Raw genomic sequence first — 15,526 nt, 5'->3', positions numbered from 1 at the left:
GCGTGATGGGATCGACGGCGATTTCCGTCACTCCGTCAGGTCATGCGCCGGCGACAACGACCAGCTTGCGGTTGACGAATTCCTTGATGCCGACATCCCCCAGTTCGCGGCCGTAGCCAGAGCGCTTGACCCCGCCGAAGGGCAGTTCGGGCCGAGAGATGGTGGGCGTGTTGATGAAGACCATGCCGCTTTCGATGCGAGAGGCCAGCGCCCGTGCCCGTGCAATGTCGGCAGAGTAGATCGCGCCGCCCAAACCGAACTTCGAGTCATTGGCGAGGGCAACGATCGCATCGTCATCATCGGCGACGAAGAGCAGCGCGACCGGCCCGAAAAACTCCTGATAGAAGGCAGGATTGTCAGGCATCACGTCGGACAGCACCGTCGGCTCGTAGAAAAAGCCAGTCCGCTCCGCGCGCTTGCCCCCGGTCAGCACGGTTGCACCGTACCCGACGGCCTCCTCGACCTGGCGGCTCAGGCTCTCCAGCCCCTCACGCGAGGCCATTGGCCCAAGCAGGGTTTGCGGGTTCTTCGGGTCGCCCATGGGTACGGCCTGCATCGCCCCGACGAAGGCCTGGGTGAAGGCGTCGGCAATGCCGCGCTGGACAATGAACCGCTTGGCGGCGGTACACATCTGACCCGCATTGCCGAGCCGGGCGAAGATGCCCCCCTCGACCGCCTTGGCAAGGTCGGCATCGTCGAGCACCACGAACACATCGCTCCCGCCCATTTCGAGGGTCGACTTCTTGAGCATCTCGCCCGCACGCGCGCCAATCTTGCTGCCGGCCCCTTCCGAGCCGGTGAGGGCCACACCCCGTACGCGGTCGTCGCCGATCAATTCGGCCACCTTGGCTGCCGAGATGTAGAGATTGGTGACGGCGCCCTCCGGTGCGCCGGCCCGTCGGACCAGATCCGCAAACAGCGCGGCAGATTGCGGCACGATGCCGGCGTGCTTGTAGATCACCGGGTTGCCGAGGGCGATGGCGGGGGCGACAACCCGGATCAGCTGATAGATCGGGAAGTTCCAGGGCTCCACGGCAAGCAGGACCCCCACAGGGTGATACTCGATCCATCCCTCGCCGACATCGCTGGACACCGGCTCCGGTTTCAGGATGTCGTCGGCCTTGTCGGCATAGTAGCGCGCGATGTCGGCGCACAGGTCGGCCTCCATCTGGCCCTGGGAAAGCGGCTTGCCCATTTCTTCGGCCATCGTGTTGGCCAGCGCATCCCGGTTTGCGGTGATCAGATCGGACAGGCGCGCCAGGATCGCGAGACGCAGCTCTCGCCCACCCTTGGACCAGTCGGCGCGGAACAGCGCATCGGCTTTGGCCAGCGCTGCCTCGACTTCGGAATCGGTGTGTTCCGCGAACTCCTGGATCGTCTGTTCCGTGTACGGATTGACAGTTCTGTAAGCCATGACCTTCTCCTTCTGCGAGCAGCCTGAACAGCGGGGCGGGCTGAACAAGCCGACGACGCCAGCGCCGACGCGTTCCTTCAAACGCGATAGCGCTCTGCCGGCCTCGCGTTGCTGAAGCCTCGGGCGAGCACCATGCGCGCTTGTTCAAAGGCCTCCCAATCGGCGACGTCGGGCACAGGCGGAACGGTGACGAGTTCGCGGCGGTCGAATCCGACAAGCGCTGCATCGACGAGATCGTCGACTTCCATGACGTCCGGCACCTTGCTGATGTCGCCGCCCGAGCGCTGGTAAATTTCCGTCCGGGTGGCCGCGGGCAGGACGGCTTGAACATAGACACCCTTCGAGCCGACTTCCGTATGGAGACTCTGCGACAGCGTCAGCACATAGGATTTCGTGGCCGCGTAGATACCGTGCGAATATTCCGGCAGCAGCCCGAGCACAGAACCGATGTTGATGATCGAGCCCTGACCTCGCTGGAGCATCCCCCGCAGCACCGCAACAGCCAGCAGGGTCGGCGCAAGAGAATTGAGGCGCAGCAGGTTTTCCAGCGCTGCCGGGTCGGCATCGGAGAAGCCGCCGCTGACGCTGGCGCCAGCATTGTTGACCAGGATGTCGATCGGCGGATCGTCGCGCAAGCGCTGTGTCACCGCTGCCAATTGCACAGCGTCCGTCAAGTCGGCCGTGATCACTTCGACGGAAACGCCATGCTCGCCACGGAGTTCGTCGGCCAACTTTTTCAGCCGATCTGTTGCCCGGGCAACAAGAACCAGGTCGTGGCCGCGCGCAGCGAGACGGCGCGCATAGACAGTGCCAATGCCGCTGGAGGCGCCGGTGATAAGTGCAACAGTCATAATGATTTACCTTGTGTTGGGTGAACCGGATCAGGCGCCATCGAGGAACTTGTCGACCTCAGCGGTGAAATCAGCGGCGTACTGGAAGAGGAAGGCGTGGCCCGCGTTGGGGTAGAGCAGCGCCTTTGCATTTGGCGCCTCGTGCGCGATGACGTAGGTGCCGAAGGCGGGCATCAGCACGTCGTGGACGCCATTGGCGACCAGGACCGGCAGCGTCAGTCGCTTCAACCGTGCCCGTGCCCCTTGCCACCCACCCATTGCCATCCCTTGCGCCTGCACCGCGGCCATCGTCGGCAGCGGGCCGATATCCTTCTGGCCCTTCAGGCGGTCGAGATAGGCGCGTCCGGCGGCCCGACCGGCATCGCTGTCGGGGAAGAACAGGGTCAGGTAATCCTCGTCCACATTTACCGGCTTGCCGGCGATCTGGATGAATTTCGGATCGGTCGCAGGCACCTCGTTGAGCCCGCCTGGCCCAGCGCCAGCCACGATCAGGCGGCGGACCTTGGCGGGAGCCTGGAGCGCCAGTTCCTGCCCGACGAACCCGCCCATCGACCAGCCGAGAATGTCAGCGCGCGCTACGTTGAGCGCGGCCATCACCTCGCCCGTGATCGATGCCATGTCCTCGATCGTCGCTGCCGGTGTGCCGTCAGAGCGGCCGACGCCGGCGCTGTCGAAGCGGATCGTCTGGCGGTTGCGGCTCATCAATGCGATGAACTGCGGATCCCAGTCGGCGATTGTGCCACGGAAACGATGAAGCAGGATCAGCGGCGGCTGGCCGCGCCGCTTGCCGTCGATCGCATAGGCGATGCGCCCGTGCGGCGTCTGGACATAGCGGACGGCTGTGTTGGCCGCGCTTGCTGTGGACGCTGAGAGGCCCAGGCCGATGACGGCCGCGGACGCAGCGGTAACGCGAAGCAATCCCCGGCGTGACAGATAGGCAGGCACAGGGCCGCCTTGCCCGGTGCCATCATCGGCACTCGGGGATTCCAAAATCACGGTCATGGAACGTCCTTCCGAAAATGGCCTGCCGGGCGTCAGTCGCGCGTACGCAGCTGCAACATCGGGAAATGCTCGTAATGGCCGACACCGGCCTTCACGATCGGGTCTTCAGCAGTCAGCGCGGCGATGTCGGTGTCGTCCTCGACTTCCCACAAGACGACGCCATAGGGGCCTGCCGGATCGGCGACCGGGCCATGCGCGACGATCTGACGGGTCTTGCGCAGCTCCGTCTGCCAGTCGCCATGCTGCCGAAAGAGAGCCGCCTCTTCATCGGTGATGGTTTGGAGAAAGTCCGCACGAGGCGGGATCCACTTGGACAAATAGGCTTTCATAGGGGCAATCCTTGATGATCTGCATTGACGCGCGGCTCACGCCGTCCGCTGCAAGGTGCACACGATACGGCCCGGGATATCCGTTAAGGCTGGATCGACCGCAGGCCCGCCAGAGACGCGATAATTAAGTAATTCAAGCGTCTCTTCTGGCGAATTCTTTGTACCGTCAGGCTGCGTTCGCCACGCTCTTGAGAATCGACCCCTCGAACATCCTGGGCGCATAGTTTTGGAGGAAGAGGAACATGCCGGTCATCTTGCCCACCGGATTGCTGAACTTCGGGTCCTTGGCAGCAATCAGCTCGGCAATCTTCTTGACGACGGCATCCGGGCTTTCCGCATCGTCGATACCCTTCTTCGTCTCGGCATCGGCCTTGCGGCGATAGGTATCGTAGTCGCTGATCGTCCCAGACGCCGCCTTGACGGCGTTGGCACCGAGGTTTGTCTTGAACCACACGGGCTCGACCATGCTGACCTTGATGTTGAACGGGTTCAGCTCGAAGCGCAGCGACTTGAAATAACCCTCAACCGCATGCTTCGACGCCGAGTAGAATGACAGATTGGGCGGACCGATCAGGGCAACGATCGAGCTGACCGTGATGATCTTGCCCGACCTCTGCCGCCGGAAATGCGGCAGGATGGAATTGGTGACCTTCACGGTTCCCCAGAAATTGGTCTCAAACTGTTTCCGGGCCACATCGAGCGGGGTCTCTTCGGCCAGACCGGTCACCATGTACCCGGCGTTGTTGACCAGGACATCCAACTGTTTGACGTGTCGAAACAATTCATCCGGCAAGGCCTTGATGGAGGCATCGTCATCGATGTCGAGACGCAGGAGCTTGAAAGGGACTTTCCCGGTGTACTTTTCCGGATTCCGGCTGGTGCCGATGACGTTGAAGCCCTGAGTGTGTAGCCGATTTGCGAGCATCAAGCCGAAACCTGACGACGCACCAGTGATGAGAACAGTCATTGTCATGTCATTGCATCCGTCGCATCATCGCGGTGAAAGTATTGGGGTGAGACAATATATGCCTCGTGGGGCCCCCGCTTTCACTAGCGGAACACGCCAAAGGAAATGCGGATCGCGCCAATCTGAGGCGCGGGAATCACGTCGATGCGTCCTTCTTGCGAAGCGTCGGTAGCACAGCATCCGGCGCAGATTGGCGCCATCCGCGATTGTTCTGGCGTGATCCGCAGGATACAGTCGCGCGATGACGAAATCAGACACCGGTCGATCGGTTACCATCCTGGATTATGCCGTCTGGCCGGGTTGGCGCTTGCTCATGCAGGATGCGGGATTGGCCACGGCCCCGGTTCTGCGCCGCGCCGGCCTGCCCGGCGATCTGTTTGCACGCGACCAGGTTCGCCTGACGTCTCACAATTTTTTCAAGCTATGGGTAGCGATCGAGGAGGAAGCCCGATCGCTGGACGCGGCGTTGCCTGCCCCCTTGCGAATTGCAAAGGTGATGACGAGCGACTGGTTCGATCCAGAACTGTTCGCCGCCCTGTGCAGCGCCAATCTCGGCAGCGCGCTCGAACGCCTGGCCAAATATGCAAGGCTGATCGCGCCGATGACAATCAAGGTCGCGCGAGTGGCTTCGAGTGCCACCGTTACGATCGATTTTCTGGACCAGACCAAACCGCCGCCGGACGTATTCCTTGCTTTCAAGCTGGTGTTCTTTGTCCAGCTTGCGCGCCTCGCCTCGCGCACGGCCATCACCCCGCTCAAAGTGACATGGCCGTCGGCTGCCGATGCAGGTGAGAACGATGCCATTTTGTACAAGGACTTCTTTGGCGTCAGCGTTGAAGAGGCGCCGCTGGCGACACTGGTCTTTCGCGCCGAGGATTTTGATCGCCCGTTCCTGACCGAAAACCACAAGCTGTGGCAGTTTTTCGAGCCATCCTTGCGGCAAAGGCTGGCGGACCTTGATCGAACCGCCAGCATGGTCGAGCGCGTCCGCAGCGCTTTGCTTGAAGCTTTGCCCGCAGGTGATGTCTCCATGCAGTCAGTTGGAAAGCGGCTTGGCGTGGGCACGCGCACACTCCAGCGCAGGCTTCAGCAAGAGGGCACCTCGTTTCAACTGACCCTTGACGCCGTACGATCCTCGCTTGCCGAGCACTATTTGCGCAAGACGATGATGTCGAGCGCTGAGATCGCCCTGTTACTTGGTTTCGAGGATGCAAATTCCTTTGTTCGCGCCTTCCGTGGATGGGCGGGGACAACGCCGCAAACCTTTCGACGCGGCGCCAACGCCGATGAAAGCCAGCAGCCGCGCCGAGCAGCTGGCCGGTAGGCGTCGCCCAGATCGGCGTTGAAGGCGACGTCCAAAGGAGAACCGCGCGAACATCGGCCCGTGGCGTTATTCGAAGTCGGCGCGCGAAAATTAGCGCCCAAATAGTCTGGCGAAGCCCGGTCAGCTTGCCATCGCAGCAGATGTCCGCAAAGCGTTGACGATTAGCAAAAACGGCCAGTCCGCTGTCGGCCCCATGTGCACGAACCCGCTGCGCGGGAGGGCCGCCTCCTTCTGAGATGGCGTGCATGTCATAGGCCTTGAGCGGGTAGAGGCGTCGATCTGACGATGGAGTTCCCTTCAACGAGAGGAACTCGCCATGGCTACCCCATCGACCGATGCACCTATTAGCCCGCTTCGCCAGCGCATGCAGCACGACATGCTGATGCGGGGCCTGGGCTCGCATACCCAGCAGGATTACGTTCGTCACGTCCGGCGCTTCGCCGCGTTCCTCGGCCGCTCGCCCGATGCGGCGTCGTCTGAGGACATCCGCCGCTTCCAGCTTCATCAGCATGAGAGTGGCGCCGGACCTGCGACGATCAACGGCGCGGTCTCGGCGTTGCGGTTCCTGTTCCTGGTGACGCTGAAGCGGCGGGATCTGGCGCGTGCGCTGGTGGTCATGCGGTATCAGCGCAAGCTTCCCGACGTGCTGAGCGTGAGGAGGAAGCGGCGCGGCTGCTCGAAGCCGCACCTGGCATCAAGTACAAGGCCGCGCTCGGCGTCGCCTATGGCGCGGGCCTGCGCGTGTCCGAGGTCGCGCATCTCAAGGTCGACGATGTCGATAGCACGCGCATGCTGCTCCGCGTCGAGCAGGGCAAGGGCCGCAGGGACCGCAACGCGATGCTCTCGCCGCAGCTTCTGGAACTCCTGCGGCTGTGGTGGCGCGAAGGCAGGCGGCGCGGGGTGATGCTTCCGCATGGCTGGCTGTTCCCGGGCCGCAGTTGCACGGCGCCGATCTCGTCGCGGCAACTGCACCGCGCCGTCCAGGAGGCGGCCGAAGTCGCCGGCATCCGCAAGCGCGTCAGTCCGCACACTCTGCGTCACAGCTTCGCCACCCACTTACTCGAACAGGATGTCGACATCCGCGTCATCCAGGTGCTGCTCGGGCACAGCAAGCTCGATACGACCGCGCTCTACACCAAGGTCTCGACCCGGACGATCCATGCGGTCGCCGGGCCGCTCGATCGGTTGATGGCGCTGATGGAAGGCAAGACGCCGCCCGGTTGAGCCGTGCGCACCTCGATCGAGGTCGCCGACATCTTCCGTGCTGCTGGGCCACCCTACCGGGCCGCCCATGCAGGTCATCTGAGCCTTGGCCAGATCAAGGTCATGTCGGCGATCGAGCACTGCCGCACCGCGGCCCTTGGCGGTCACGTCGAGGCCTGCGAGGACTGCGGCCAATGGCGGATCGCCTACAACTCCTGCCGCAACCGGCACTGTCCGAAGTGCCAAGGCGCAGCGGCGCGGACATGGTTGGCCGAGCGCCAGGCCGACCTGCTGCCGGTCGGCTACTTCCATGTCGTGTTCACGCTGCCCGCCGAGGTCGCCGACATCGCCTTCCACAACAAGGCGCTCGCCTACGACCTGCTGTTCAAGGCAGCGTCGGAGACGATGCTGACCATCGCGGCCGATGCGAAGCACCTTGGAGCCAGGATCGGCATCACCGCCGTGCTCCACACCTGGGGCTCTGCGATGACTCACCATCCGCACGTGCACATGATCGTACCGGGGGGCGGCATCGCGCCCGGCGGGAAGCGCTGGGTCTCGTCGCGGCCGGCCTTCCTGCTTCCGGTGCGCGTGCTCGGCAAGCTGTTCCGCCGGCTCTTCCTCACCCGGTTGATGGCGCTGCACGACGCCGGACGGCTCAGCTTCTTCGGATCAATGGCGTACCTCACCGGGCGGCGAGCCTTCCTGCGGCACCTGTCGCCAGTCCGGAAGAAGCGCTGGGTGGTCTATGCCAAGGCACCGTTCGCGGGACCGGAGGCGGTGCTCGCATACCTGTCGCGCTATACTCACCGGGTCGCGATATCGAACAGCCGCCTGATCGCCTTCGACGAGAGCGGCGTCACCTTCCGCTACAAGAACTACCGCCGCGACGGCGCCGACCGCCAGCAGGTCATGACGCTCGCCACAGACGAGTTCATCCGCCGCTTCCTGCTCCACGTGTTGCCGCGAGGCTTTCACCGCATCCGCCACTACGGCCTGCTCGCCGGCTCCGCCCGCAAGGCCAGCCTCGCGCTCGCCCGCGAACTGCTGAGCGTCGCTGCGCCACCCGATGACGACACACCAGGCGAACCGGAGGACTTCCGCCCGTCATGCCCGTGCTGCGGCGGACGCATGATCGTCGTCGAGGTACTCGAACGCTGGAGGCAGCCACGCGGACCGCCGGACGCTACCGCGACGAACCGGGAGACCGCTCTATGACCCGGCATGGAATAGTCGAGACTTCAACCGCAGGCCCTCAGCCTCCGGTAACGGACCCAAACGCGTCCATGGTGATCGTCGACGCCGACGGGGCCGCCTTCAGCCGCTTACCGTGCCGACAACATCGCGCGGAGGCGCAACGAAGCCGCCTGTCCGCATCCATCCCGGCGCTTCCCGGCGACGGTCGCGCTATCGCCGACATCAGCCGCAAATCGAAATCCCCATAGACATCGACTGTAGCCCGCGGGTTCCTGCATGAGAGGCTTTCGTACGCCTGACGGCACCCGAAACCCTTCCCATATTGGACATCCATCAATCGGCAGATCGGTGGTCACACCAGCCGGTCGGACTCTCAACCCATCGATTGACATCGGATTCACGCCAGCCCGCCCCGTTGATGCTGATCTTGATCTGAGCCGGGAAAGTGCCTTCGGCGATCTTGCGATATATGGTCGAGCGGGACAGGCCCGTCCGGTCAAGGACGGTTTTGAGGCGTATGATGCGATCCGGCTCGGACATAGCTCGCCCTGCTTCTCAGTGGTTGTTGCTGGTATCTACTGGGACAGACAGGACGGACCGAAAGCTGGACGCAATCAGGTTTGTGGCTTCAGCCGCCTGCGGCGTGGAAACGGCGGCAAATCGGAGGGGGGCTCAGAGCCCAAGGCCCCGTCCCCTGCCGATGCCATGGCTGAATGCGAGTTCCGCACCAAGGCGCCGGCCGGAATCGATGTTGATGCCAAGCTCGCGCTTGCGGTTGGCGAGAAGAGATTCCAATTGCGGATCGCGTTCGAGGCTCTTGGCCATGTCGGACATGGCCGAACGCGTTGACTTGTAGCCGGACATGTCGCCGGACTGATATTGCTCCCGTCCGGTACGGTCGAGCTTTTGCCAGCGTTCCACGAAACGGTCGGCCCTGCGGCCGGGATCGAGGTCCATCCCAGTGCGAATTTCCGTTTCAAGCTGGAGAGCACGCACGACGCGGCTGACGCGGCCGGCGCCCGCCTCGCGGACAAGTTCGGGATTTTTCACATAAGCCGCTTCGGCATCGCGCCAGCCATGCGGCCGCACCTTCTCGAAAGCGCTACGGGCATCCCTCAATTCGCGCATCTGGTCGGGACTGCCCTGCCCGTCCGCATTTCCAGTACTGAGGATCGCGTCGAGCGCGCGCCCGTGACGCACAAGCGCCTTCGTGCGAGCGCTGCGCAAGGCCACTTCCGGGTCCATCGGCATATCTGTGTCGCGCGCCACTCCCGTGGTGAAAGGGTGTCTTTCAGGCGCAGCGCCGCCATCTCCGATTTGCGCCCCAACACTCTCTCTTCCCGGCCCAGGTCCACGTTCCTGCATGGGCTCGCCGTCTCCGGGCGAGCGCAACCCGTCGAACAACCCGCCGATCCTGTCGCGCAGCTTCTCCGGAACGATCCGACGCACGATCTCGACCACGCGCCGTCGGAAGCTGATCCCGCGCCGTTCGGCATAGTGTTGCGCCGGGTCTACATGCTCGTAATCCGACGCCATGTCCTTGGCGCGGTCCCGTGACAGTGTGCGGACAAGCCGGTCCGGCGTACTGAAGTCATCGCCGCCATAATGCAGGTCCATCCGGTCTCGATGCCGCGAAAGTGCGACGTAGCTGCCATGTGCATCCATGCCCGGCGTGGCAAGCACATGGGTCCGGTCGACCGTCATGCCCTGCGCCTTGTGAATGGTCGCGGCATAGCCGTGGTCGATGTGCGCGTAGTCTTTCAGGTCGAAGCGGACCGACCTGCCATCGTCGGTGCGAACGGTCATGCTCTGTGTGCTGACTTCTTCCACGATGCCGAGCGTGCCGTTCTTGACGCCAAGTCCGCGTTCGTTGCGCAGGAACATGACGCGATCGCCGCTGGCGAAGTTTCTTACACCGCGTTCTACATCCACCTGAACATCGTCGCCGAGGTCGCCGGCAGCGCGCATGCGCTCGCGCGCTGCCTGGTTCAGCGCACGCACCTCGTCGTTCGTGTGGGTGAGAATAATTCGGCTTGCTTCGGGTTCTGCCTGCCGGTCGCGATCCCAACGCTCGACAAGATCGCTCCGCGCCTGATCGCGCGACGCAGCCTGGTGCACCATGCCTTGGGCGTCATAGGCGCGGATCGCAGCGCCAATCCTGCCGGTTGCAAGATCGCGCGTGGCGTCACGCTGCCAGTCGTCGCGCTGCCGGCGTACCTGGCCGATCTCGACGCCGCCGTGGCGTTCGTGGATCGAACGGAATGCAGCACCCGCCTCGATCGCCTGCAACTGCTGCGGATCGCCAAGCAGAACAACCTTCGCGCCAGCGTCGGCGGCATGGGAGAGCACGCGCTCCAACTGGCGCGTGCCGACCATGCCGGCCTCGTCGATCACCAGCACATCGCGGCCGGTGAGCAGATCGCGGCCCTGTCCCCACCCATGTTCCATGCTGGCGATGGTGCGCGACGAGATGCCGGAACCGCCTTCGAGATTCTCGGCTGCAATGCCGGATAGTGCCGCGCCTCGAACCTCGTAGCCCGCTGCTGCCCAAGCCTGGCGCGCAACGCCCAGCATTGCGCTCTTGCCCGTTCCGGCAAAGCCGACAACGACACCAAGACCGCGGGCATCGGTGATGTGATCCAGTGCATCCGTCTGCTCGCCTGACAGGTCAAGCCCGCGCTGTCTTGCGTGCGCCAGGGCTGCTTCGCGATGTGCCTCAAGAACTGTATGACGCTCCTCCCCGGCCATGCGTTCGGCCGCGTGATGCAAACGCTGTTCGGTCTCGATCATCTGCCGGGTGGTGAAGCGATTTTCGCCGCGTCCGTCCTTGCCGAGTTCGATCAGATCTGGCGCATTGCCGATGGCTCCCATCACTTCGTTGAACTGTTCGATCCCCTCGCTCTGGCGATGCGCAAACTTCGCGATGTCGTTGCGCGTGAAGGTCGATTGCTGATGCGTCATGGCATCCAGCGCCACGGATGGATCCGCGATGATGCGCGCGCCATTGTTGCGCGCGATCTCGCGATGCAGTTCGGCGCGATCGGCTTCACTGCCGGCAGGTTCGAGGCCGCCGGCCCCGATGCGTTGAGCCGGTGCACCGATCTGCGTTTGCGGCTCCAACGCAATACCCTGCGCCTCTAGACTGCGATGATCGATGCGGGCGTCGATGTCGAGCTCGGCCAGGCGCTCATTGGCAAGTTCGGCCCAGCGCTCGCGCCAGCGCTCGACCATCTGGGTAGGATTCCAGTCTCGAACCTTTGGCCCGAAACCGTTCGCATCGACCGACCGCATGGTGAGCATGACATGGGCGTGAGGTTTTGGACTGCCATCCTCTGCCCTGTCCCAATGCACATTGAGATCAGCGACCATGCCCTGGCTGACAAACTCGGCCTGAACAAAGTCCCGGGCCAGTTCGATGCCTTGCGCCTGGCTGAGTTCACGCGGCAGGGCGAACTCCACCTCGCGGGCAAGCTGCGCATCCTTCCGCACCTCGAACGCCTCGACATCGTTCCACAGCCGTTCGCGGGCGCTCCAGGCTTCCGGCGCATTCTCCGGCAGCATCACCTCGGAATGGACGACACCGCGCTTGGCCGAGAAGTCATGCGTGCGTTCGATGCGCTCATCGCGCAGCCGCGAAGCCGAGCGGTAGGCAGCAGACGCCACGGCACTTGATCCTGCCTTGCGGCCAATGACCTTGACGTGAAGATGATAGATCGCCATCGCGACCAAATCATTTGCACGCCAAAGCGTACGTCGGCACGACGTATAAGCGCGCCCTCCCTCGAAAAATTCTCGGGATGGACCAGCCCGTCCCGGGCTGTCTCGGCAACCCTGAAGCCTTCCGGCAGGCGCTCCCCTATCATCGCCGCATTGACGTCAGATGGAGACAGTCATGCGCAAACCAAGGGACTTTGACGCCGAACTGAAGGCGCTGGACGACAAGGCGCGAGAACTCAAAACGCGAAAGGTGCAGCAGCTTGGCGAGCTGGTGATCGCCACCGGCGCCGATCAACTCAGCACTGACGAACTGGCCGGCGCATTGGTCACAATCGCTGAAACGAAAGACACCGCACAGCGCGAAGCATGGGCTAAGCGTGGGGTGATGTTTTTCGAGAGCCGGTCCCGGCGAACTGCTCCAGCATCTCAGCGCAAAATTCGCAGCGCTCCGGCGCAGCCGGGCAGCTCACAATCGCCGGCAAGCGGCACAGGCTCGCAATGACATGCGCACCTGGCAGGTCGAGCGACGCCAGCGCACCCGACATTTGATTGAGCTCGGTGGACTCGTCGTCAAAGCAGGCATTGTCGAGCTCACCAATGACCATCGCACTACCATCTACGGCGCGATGCTGTGGGTCGCTGCCAAGCTGCAAAACCATGAAGGCGAGCATGCGCGGAAATTGTGGGCCGAGAAGGGAAAGGACGCCTTTGTTGTGGAACCGTATGTAGGGCAAGAGGATGAGTCAACGTAGCGTTGGTCGGCGAGCGGCGGCGATGCAAAGCGGTCCATTTAGTCGCACTCGGCCACTGAAAGAATCTACCGGCAGCGTTAGAATGCCGCTCTCTCCGCCAGTCAAGCTACTAGCGGGTTGAAAAAGTTGGAAATTCGACAGCGCCGATCATGTCATCCCTCAATTTGCCCCACATTTGCATGGAATGGGCGGACACTCGTCGGCGTATTGGGGGAGGATACCCCTGCCTAGGCGACCCTGTATTGATCGCTCGTGCGGTTGGGCGGTCATGTTCTCAAGGATCATAATGATTCTGAGCTGCCGAGCATAGACCGTACTGCGGAGGCGAGCCGCGGCGATGTCGTACCAAGCGAGCTGGCCGAAGCGATGGCCTAAAGGCTGATTGCCTGACTACATGCTTCGCGGTGAAGAAGTGTTGCGGCCGTAATGCCGAAGAATGGCACAAGGCGATCCGCACCCTAATGGGAGAGCGAAGGTACGAACTGAAGAAGGACCAGCGGGGTGCTCGGTGGTTGACCGGCATACAGGGAAACCGGTCACGACTGAGGTCACCCTGCGGTGGGTCTTGATCTGACCTGGGCGACCGATTTGGTCACCGTTCTGAACGCCGCCGACATGAAGCGAAGGATCAAGCGGGAACAAATCATGTGGGCCTCCACTGGTGCTCCTCAGTGTTCCCCGTTATTCCCAGCCATATTAGACTGCTATAATGTGGTAATATGGAATCTCGAAGGTACGGCCTCCGGACTGAAATCGACGGTACCTGGACGGTGTTCGACGTGTTCACCGGCCTGCCGGCAGAAATTGAGGGCCAGCCCTATACTGACCTGATCGATATGGATTATGCGGTCGAGGTCGTTGACTTACTCAATGCAGAAGACTTCGCAAGAAGGCTGCCGGGAGGCCGATAACCGTCGACCACCGGCTTCGGCATCAACGCGGCCCTGGTGTTGTTGAAGTGCAACCGATTCGCATCCCGACGTATCGGCGCGAAGCCGCTCTGTCGAGGATCCCCGTTCGGAAGCGCTGGACCTCATCGGGCCAGCCCTCCCTACTCCTCCCAACAATTCGCACACGTCTGCACGCAAAGGCGGGCCCTGTTTGATCCACACGCGAGCCCCCTTTTCTCAACTCGCGTCGGGAGATCGACGCCTGCCGGCAGACGCCCCGTCCTCGGCCAGGATAGGTCTCCTAATGAAACCTATATCCAGGTCGCCAGCAACGGCTGGTGCCTGCCGGTTGAACCTCTTCGCATTGCGATTGCCGGGAGCGAGACCCTTCGCCCGTCACTGCTTCGCTACGCCCACGAATTCCTGATCCAGTCGTCGCGAACGGCGCTGGTCAATGGCCATTCGAAAATCGAGGAACGGCTGGCCCGCTGGTGCTGATAGTCAACGACCTCAACCGCCAATTAGAGGAGATGTTGGCGGCGGCATCCATCGTTCACGGTGTGGCTGTGGCGTTCGATAAAACGACAGCCGACAGCGTAGCACCCCAGCTCCATTCCTAGGTGGCCGGATGCTTGCGTCCGTCCAGAAGCCTGCTTCTTCGGACGTTCGCCAAGCGATCGTCCGCCAGCTGATCGACGACATCGGCAGGCCGTGCATCTCCATAGCAGAGGTTATTCAGGCAACCAGACGGGCTTTTCCGCTTTGCGAACTGACGGATTGGGAGCTCGGCAACTTCGTCGCGCGAAGCGCGATTGATGCGGGATTTGCGATTGAATTCGACGCGGCCGTTCCGTGATCGCGAGTGTCGGCTGCGCGAGCCCCCGAACGCGTCTGCCAAGAAGCACTCGCAGCATTCTCTTGTCGGCGCTGTTCATGTCGCGGCTACCGACGACCCCAAGGGCCTGCCAAGACATCAGCTGCCTCACTCCGTGTCGGGCACGTCGCCGCCGACATAGAGGGTCATGGGTTCCCCGTAGGCGCGACCGTCCGAACAGCTCACCTCTCTTGTTCCGTTCCGAAATCGTTTCTGGGTGGCCGGGCAAAGTCCGCGGGAGGGCCATGTACGTCTATCTGGTGTCAAGCCTCTCCTAGGCTCAATCAGGGGTGTAGGGCCAACGGCGATCCGTTTTTGCTTTGCGTCGAATCTCCAACTGAGATTAGTTTTTAGGTAATCCATGGAGGGAGGGAACATGCCAATTTATCAACGAGCCAAAGAAGCTGGGGTGTTCGACTCCTCCGAAGTCGCTCTGCTAGGCCGAGTGTTCGAGAAGTTGAAAACCGAGGGCCAATCGTCAGAGGGACGCGAAGCGCTCGCATCCCGCGTCATAGCAAACTATCAGGCCGGGATTAGAGACGAGGAAGAACTGGCGACGGTGTCCAAACTACCTCTGGGGCGGTGAAGTCCATCTTATGCCGTAGGCGCATCTGCCTTGTCGAAATAGAGCAAAAAGCCCGTCATAGCCGACGGGCCTTCTGACTTGCCGGGCGGGCGCATGCCAACCAGCCGCGACGGCTGGTCGGCACTTCGATCCGGTATGTTGCACTAACGGCGGGCGATCAGCAGACAAAGCTGGCGCAAGTCGCGGTCGTAAGAATCTTGGCTGCTGAGCACATCCACGCAGCGCTTCTTCATCCGTGTCAGCTGTGCACCTGACATGTCAGCGGCGGCGTTAGCCAATCTCGTCCTATTGGAATTGGACTGGCTACTACTCGGGACGGATTGACCGCTTAGGACGGATGGGCTGCTTAGGACGGATTGACCTAGCATAGATGGGCTGCTTAGGGCGGATGGGCTGCTTAGGATGTTTGCCGTCCCATCG

13 protein-coding genes and 1 pseudogene are annotated in these 15,526 nt (G+C 62.5%); 7 read left to right on the top strand and 7 right to left on the bottom strand.

The genetic code is table 11. The features are described from left to right. Positions 1 to 40: 40 nt before the first annotated feature. The 5 genes from FJ970_RS17880 to FJ970_RS17860 all read right to left on the bottom strand — a co-directional run bounded on the left by FJ970_RS17880 (position 41) and on the right by FJ970_RS17860 (position 4,569). Positions 41 to 1,414, bottom strand: coding sequence for an NAD-dependent succinate-semialdehyde dehydrogenase (locus tag FJ970_RS17880; RefSeq protein WP_140760451.1), 1,374 nt, complete (start codon positions 1,412 to 1,414; stop codon positions 41 to 43). 77 nt (positions 1,415 to 1,491) lie between these two features. Further along, on the bottom strand, positions 1,492 to 2,265 hold the full coding sequence (locus tag FJ970_RS17875) for an SDR family NAD(P)-dependent oxidoreductase (protein ID WP_140760449.1): 774 nt from the start codon (positions 2,263 to 2,265) through the stop codon (positions 1,492 to 1,494). Between the two features lie 30 nt (positions 2,266 to 2,295). Then, entirely contained in the window at positions 2,296 to 3,267 is a 972-nt protein-coding gene (locus tag FJ970_RS17870; RefSeq protein ID WP_140760447.1) for an alpha/beta fold hydrolase, read from the bottom strand. A gap of 32 nt (positions 3,268 to 3,299) precedes the next feature. Further along, positions 3,300 to 3,596 carry a YciI family protein gene (locus tag FJ970_RS17865; protein ID WP_140760445.1) on the bottom strand — a complete coding sequence of 99 codons (297 nt, stop codon included), beginning with the start codon at positions 3,594 to 3,596 and terminating at the stop codon, positions 3,300 to 3,302. Positions 3,597 to 3,762: 166 nt separating this feature from the next. Continuing rightward, positions 3,763 to 4,569 carry an SDR family NAD(P)-dependent oxidoreductase gene (locus FJ970_RS17860; protein ID WP_140760442.1) on the bottom strand — a complete coding sequence of 269 codons (807 nt, stop codon included), beginning with the start codon at positions 4,567 to 4,569 and terminating at the stop codon, positions 3,763 to 3,765. 235 nt (positions 4,570 to 4,804) lie between these two features. Here FJ970_RS17860 and FJ970_RS17855 point away from each other — a divergent pair, with 235 nt between their 5' ends. The 3 genes and pseudogenes from FJ970_RS17855 (at position 4,805) to FJ970_RS17845 (ending at position 8,308) form a co-directional block, all read left to right on the top strand. Next, complete coding sequence (locus FJ970_RS17855) at positions 4,805 to 5,887, top strand: AraC family transcriptional regulator (RefSeq protein ID WP_140760440.1); 1,083 nt, start codon at positions 4,805 to 4,807, stop codon at positions 5,885 to 5,887. Positions 5,888 to 6,203: 316 nt separating this feature from the next. Further along, positions 6,204 to 7,111: pseudogene (locus FJ970_RS17850) on the top strand (tyrosine-type recombinase/integrase). Positions 7,112 to 7,114: 3 nt separating this feature from the next. Continuing rightward, the gene (locus tag FJ970_RS17845; RefSeq protein ID WP_140765937.1) at positions 7,115 to 8,308 is read left to right on the top strand and encodes an IS91 family transposase; all 1,194 of its coding nucleotides are present in this window, start codon (positions 7,115 to 7,117) and stop codon (positions 8,306 to 8,308) included. Positions 8,309 to 8,620: 312 nt separating this feature from the next. On the opposite strand, the gene FJ970_RS17840 is transcribed toward FJ970_RS17845, so the two are convergent. Continuing rightward, on the bottom strand, positions 8,621 to 8,827 hold the full coding sequence (locus FJ970_RS17840) for a helix-turn-helix transcriptional regulator (RefSeq protein ID WP_140765636.1): 207 nt from the start codon (positions 8,825 to 8,827) through the stop codon (positions 8,621 to 8,623). Between the two features lie 132 nt (positions 8,828 to 8,959). Then, the gene (gene traA / locus FJ970_RS17835) at positions 8,960 to 12,007 is read right to left on the bottom strand and encodes a Ti-type conjugative transfer relaxase TraA (RefSeq protein WP_140765638.1); all 3,048 of its coding nucleotides are present in this window, start codon (positions 12,005 to 12,007) and stop codon (positions 8,960 to 8,962) included. A gap of 172 nt (positions 12,008 to 12,179) precedes the next feature. Here traA and FJ970_RS17830 point away from each other — a divergent pair, with 172 nt between their 5' ends. The 4 genes from FJ970_RS17830 to FJ970_RS17815 all read left to right on the top strand — a co-directional run bounded on the left by FJ970_RS17830 (position 12,180) and on the right by FJ970_RS17815 (position 14,502). Beyond that, complete coding sequence (locus FJ970_RS17830; protein WP_140765640.1) at positions 12,180 to 12,506, top strand: conjugal transfer protein TraD; 327 nt, start codon at positions 12,180 to 12,182, stop codon at positions 12,504 to 12,506. 1 nt (position 12,507) lies between these two features. Beyond that, a complete protein-coding gene (locus tag FJ970_RS17825) occupies positions 12,508 to 12,756 on the top strand; it encodes a conjugal transfer protein TraD (RefSeq protein ID WP_140765642.1) in 249 nt (82 codons plus the stop codon). A 770-nt stretch (positions 12,757 to 13,526) separates the two neighbouring features. Then, a complete protein-coding gene (locus FJ970_RS17820) occupies positions 13,527 to 13,667 on the top strand; it encodes a hypothetical protein (RefSeq protein WP_227791827.1) in 141 nt (46 codons plus the stop codon). A gap of 607 nt (positions 13,668 to 14,274) precedes the next feature. Continuing rightward, positions 14,275 to 14,502 carry a hypothetical protein gene (locus tag FJ970_RS17815; RefSeq protein WP_140765646.1) on the top strand — a complete coding sequence of 76 codons (228 nt, stop codon included), beginning with the start codon at positions 14,275 to 14,277 and terminating at the stop codon, positions 14,500 to 14,502. Positions 14,503 to 15,526: the final 1,024 nt, after the last annotated feature.

It is taken from the genome of Mesorhizobium sp. B2-1-8 (genome assembly GCF_006442545.2).
In the GTDB taxonomy this organism is placed as follows: Bacteria; Pseudomonadota; Alphaproteobacteria; order Rhizobiales; family Rhizobiaceae; genus Mesorhizobium.
This window is presented reverse-complemented; position numbering and strand designations above follow the sequence as displayed.

Bases quoted from the DNA above. Each gene is read 5' to 3' on its own strand.
- FJ970_RS17865 (WP_140760445.1), bottom strand. From the start codon at position 3,596: ATGAAAGCCTATTTGTCCAAGTGGATCCCGCCTCGTGCGGACTTTCTC.
- FJ970_RS17880 (WP_140760451.1), bottom strand. From the start codon at position 1,414: ATGGCTTACAGAACTGTCAATCCGTACACGGAACAGACGATCCAGGAG.
- FJ970_RS17840 (WP_140765636.1), bottom strand. From the start codon at position 8,827: ATGTCCGAGCCGGATCGCATCATACGCCTCAAAACCGTCCTTGACCGG.
- FJ970_RS17855 (WP_140760440.1), top strand. From the start codon at position 4,805: ATGACGAAATCAGACACCGGTCGATCGGTTACCATCCTGGATTATGCC.
- FJ970_RS17870 (WP_140760447.1), bottom strand. From the start codon at position 3,267: ATGACCGTGATTTTGGAATCCCCGAGTGCCGATGATGGCACCGGGCAA.
- FJ970_RS17830 (WP_140765640.1), top strand. From the start codon at position 12,180: ATGCGCAAACCAAGGGACTTTGACGCCGAACTGAAGGCGCTGGACGAC.
- FJ970_RS17860 (WP_140760442.1), bottom strand. From the start codon at position 4,569: ATGACAATGACTGTTCTCATCACTGGTGCGTCGTCAGGTTTCGGCTTG.
- FJ970_RS17825 (WP_140765642.1), top strand. From the start codon at position 12,508: ATGCGCACCTGGCAGGTCGAGCGACGCCAGCGCACCCGACATTTGATT.
- FJ970_RS17815 (WP_140765646.1), top strand. From the start codon at position 14,275: ATGCTTGCGTCCGTCCAGAAGCCTGCTTCTTCGGACGTTCGCCAAGCG.
- traA (WP_140765638.1), bottom strand. From the start codon at position 12,007: ATGGCGATCTATCATCTTCACGTCAAGGTCATTGGCCGCAAGGCAGGA.
- FJ970_RS17875 (WP_140760449.1), bottom strand. From the start codon at position 2,265: ATGACTGTTGCACTTATCACCGGCGCCTCCAGCGGCATTGGCACTGTC.